5 protein-coding genes are annotated in these 3,862 nt (G+C 56.6%); all 5 read left to right on the forward strand.

The window, feature by feature from the left end:
• Positions 1–269, forward strand: a 269-nt coding sequence (locus PLH32_17725) for a hypothetical protein (GenBank protein HQJ66449.1), incomplete at its 5' end; no start/stop codon positions are given.
• 295 nt (positions 270–564) lie between these two features.
• The gene (locus PLH32_17730) at positions 565–1,983 is read left to right on the forward strand and encodes a hypothetical protein (GenBank protein ID HQJ66450.1); all 1,419 of its coding nucleotides are present in this window, start codon (positions 565–567) and stop codon (positions 1,981–1,983) included.
• Positions 1,984–2,027: 44 nt separating this feature from the next.
• Positions 2,028–2,492, forward strand: a complete 465-nt coding sequence (locus tag PLH32_17735) for a hypothetical protein (protein HQJ66451.1) — start codon at positions 2,028–2,030, stop codon at positions 2,490–2,492.
• Between the two features lie 43 nt (positions 2,493–2,535).
• Positions 2,536–3,645: a hypothetical protein gene (locus tag PLH32_17740; protein ID HQJ66452.1), complete on the forward strand. Its 1,110-nt coding sequence runs from the start codon at positions 2,536–2,538 to the stop codon at positions 3,643–3,645.
• A 25-nt stretch (positions 3,646–3,670) separates the two neighbouring features.
• Positions 3,671–3,862 (forward strand): hypothetical protein (locus PLH32_17745; protein ID HQJ66453.1); only part of this gene is annotated, 192 nt, incomplete at its 3' end.

Here is a 3,862-nt window from a genome sequence, read left to right on the forward strand (position 1 = left end):
ACACGGAGACTTCAATCATGCCTATCACCAGATGCCAGGTTTGCGGCATTGAAATATGCTACCCTCGAGGCGAATCCGCGCAGCATCTTTGCCAGAAAGAGATCTCTGTCGCTCCTGAGCCCATGGCCGATATCCTCCCTGAAGAGGTCGAGTCTGAAAAGGCCCAGGACGATTTCGAAGAGGGTGAGAACGTCGATCCCGATGTTCAACCGAAACACCGGCGAAAGCGCTTCTCCGACCCCGAGATGCAAGAGGATGTCAAGGAATGAAGTATCAGTTCCGTTGCCCATGGTGCGGCAAGCGGTACTTTGATTTCGATGCGCTCGCCGGGGAGATAGGATTCCGGTGTGAAAGTGAGGCCTGCAAAAAGGCTGGCGAGCGCAGAATTATCTTTTCAAGGATCCAGGGCATTCAATTTGTGAACGGCCAGAGGCCGAGAAAGAACCATGAAGCTTAAATAGCCGGTTTCCATATTCAGCACCCCAAGCGGGTCGATTCCGTCGTGGGCCTTTGAGCAGAGGCGCGGCGGATTTCGGCCCGCTTTTTTATTTTATGGAGATATTGATGATCCTTTATCAGGGCGACACCAGACGCGGATTCGTTTTCGGGCCCATCGATGATCCCGAACAGATAAAGCAGGCTGATGGTGTGCGGCTATTCGGCAAGATGCTGCGCTTCGATAAAAAGAACTTTGCCGATCCTTACCAGTGCGAGCAGTGGCTGGGGAAGGCTGTTCCGGACGCTGAAGTGCTGCACGTCAAACGCCTCGAGGCGAAAACCAAGTCCATCGAGCTGAGCGATCAGGAATGGGAGGAGATCCAGCCCTTTCTGGTAAATCCTGATGCCATAGACCGATCGATGGTCCGTTCCTACAAATCCTACCTGGCCAATAACGTCATTGACCGTGATGTCGAGCGTTTCCCGGTCAAGATGTTGCGCAACTTTGTCCGCACCCTGCCAGGCAAATCCAAAATATTCAACCACGACTGGTGGAATGACGCCGGTGCTGGCCGCTACTATTCAGCCACACTGCAGAAGGTCTCGATTGAGGAGATGCTGCAGATGTGCGGAGAGACACCCTTCAAGGACTTTCGCAAGCTGGCCGAGATCGCCCAGGAACGTGACGGCGGATTGTACTGGCTGGTCGGGAAATACTATATCCCGGCAACAGATAGCGATCTTACAGTCAAGATAGATATGGGGATATTCAATTGGGAGTCGATCGGCTTCCGTGCCCCGCGTCTTGATGACGTCAACGACGAGAATGGGAAGCTGTTATTCCGGGAATGGACAGACGGAGATTCCAGCCGGACGGGAGAGGCTACTGAGGGAAGCTGGGTATTTTTGGGCAGCCAGTTCGGGGCCCGCACAGGAAAGAGCGCCATGGACTCGGCGCTTGACCAATCACTGATGGTCGAAATTGATGAACTCATCGAAGCGAAATTCCAGGAGCACAACCAAGCAAAGGAGCAAAAGACAATGCCCTTCAAGATGAAAATCGCCGGCATCGAGCGCGAGCTTGATCCGGAAAAAACCGACGAGCTGGAGCAGTTTGCCAGTGAAGTCGAAGCCAAGATCACCACGGCGCAGACCGAGCTGAATGATCTCCGCGAGAAAACCACCGCGATGACGACCGTTCTGACTGCCGCCGGACTGAACGAAGCGACCGAAGATCAGGCCAAGGTTATCGCCGCAGACGCGAAGGCCTACAGGGACAGCGCCATTGAGGATGCCATGCGTTATGGCGGTCTTGCCGGCGTGATCCCGGCCGAGGAAGACAAGGCGAAAGCCCATCGCGAAACGATGGCGAAGCTTTCGACCGCGGAAATTGTCGCCATGGCTACCGGATACAAGGGGGCCTACGAGGCGAAAAATCCGCCCGATCAGCAGATCAAAGACGAGAAGCCCGACGGCGATAAGGATGGTGACCAGGCCAAAGGCATCAAAGCCGATGACCCGAACGCCGCCCTTTACGTCCTGTAGTCCGGGCGCACAACCATAAAACCCCCTAACGGAGGAAAAACAACATGCGTGGAATGTTCATCGCTGGAGACCGGGGCGAGCCTCTGCTCTGCACCTGCTTTCCCGACTCCTCTCTCAAAACCGTGATCGACGCTGCCATGGCCGCGGGCACCAGCCTGGCCAAGTATTTTGTGCAGTGGTCGACCGGCGCAAATTTCGAAGTCGCAACCCTGGCTGAAAACGGCGTTATCCAGGGGCGCATCGTCGATGTCGAATCGTATGTCACCACCGCGGGCGTCCATACCTACATCCTGACGGTCGAGTGGTTCTGGTATGTCGACCGCAACAGCGCCAAGTACCCGGCCACCCGGATCACCGTCCTGCCTTATGAGGGCAGCGCCCCGGCTCTTGGTACCACCGTCGCCTGCTACAGCACGACCTACAAGAGCGTCAAGGATTACACCACCCTGGGCGCTGGCCGTGTCATCGGGGTCGACACCACCAACACCATTGTTGCCGTGATGCAGTAAGCCGCGGCCGGATCAATAACTCAAAACGAAAGGCAAATCCATCATGGATATCCGCACCAAACACCCCTGGATGCCTGCCTCCGGCCTCGAAGTCGGCATGTACGATGAAGCGGCCAAGAAGGGGATGGCATTCGGTGAATGGCTCGAGTCCTTGCGCTTCCAGCACGAGGGAAAGAGCCCCTATGCCAACATGACCCAGTTTGAAGTCATCAAGGCGAAAAACTCGGCCAAGGCAGCCGGCCGTGAGGCCAAGCTGACCGCGTTCGATGAGCTGATGCTCTCCTATGGCATCAATATCGGTGGCGCTGCCGCTGATACCGTCGGAAAATTCTTCCACACCGTCGATGCCGGCGTTCTCATGGGCGAGTACATCTCCCAGGTCGTCGCAGCCTCCCTGATCGCCACTTCGCGTGTAAACGAGCTGGTCGCTGTCCAGGAGCGCACCGATGCCTCCAGCTTTCAGCGCATCTTCCTCGAGGACGATGGTGATGATCTCGAGCTGGCTGAGATGGCCAAGAGCGACGAGCTGCAGGATCTCTGGATGAAGGTTGGCGACCGCACCCAGCGGCTCAACAAATACGGCCGGTACCTGAAGGCCAAGTTTGATGACGTCGACAAGGTCACCTTTCAGGCGCTGAACATCGTTCTCCGCCGGATCGGCATGCAGATCGGCGTGGCCGAGACTTCCACGGTTATCCGCGTCGGTGTTCTTGGAGACGGCAACAGCAATGCAGCTGCCACCTTCAATCCGACCACGACCAACACCCTCAACGCCACCGAGGTCATCAAGCTGGCCACCCCGCTGGCCAATCCGTACACCCCGACGCACCTGATCGCCAAGAAAGCGCAGATGCAGCAGTACCTGGGAGCGGTTGTCGGGATCAACAACCCGGCAACGACCCTGCGGGACGTGTCGATCCAACTGCCCAAGCCGATCGAGTGGGATCGTTCCGACGCCGGCCTGGAAGCTGATTACATCTACCTCCAGGACAGCAACTACTGTCTGGGCGGCGTCTCCACCCAGGCGGTCATGGTCGAGAGTGAGCGTCTGGTCAAAAAGCAGCTCAAGGGCACCGGCATCTGGTACCGGTCCGGGTACTACAAGCTGGACAACAACGCCTGCAAGGTCATGGACGTCACGTTCGGCGGTTAACACTAAAAGGCCAAGGAACACAAAGATGACGAAAATCCTGATCACATCAGCAGCGCCGTTTGAATTTGCCGACGGCGCATGCCTGATCAGTTTCACCCACAAGGATGTCATCGATGATAACCGTGAAAGGGGGCTCTCTGTCTGGAGCCCCCGCCTTCTTGATCTCCAGAAGGCCGGGCATATCAAAATCATCGATGGTCCTGATCTGTCGAATGTG

The sequence above is a fragment of the bacterium genome, assembly GCA_035419245.1.
In the GTDB taxonomy this organism is placed as follows: Bacteria; Zhuqueibacterota; Zhuqueibacteria; order Residuimicrobiales; family Residuimicrobiaceae; genus JAKPUX01.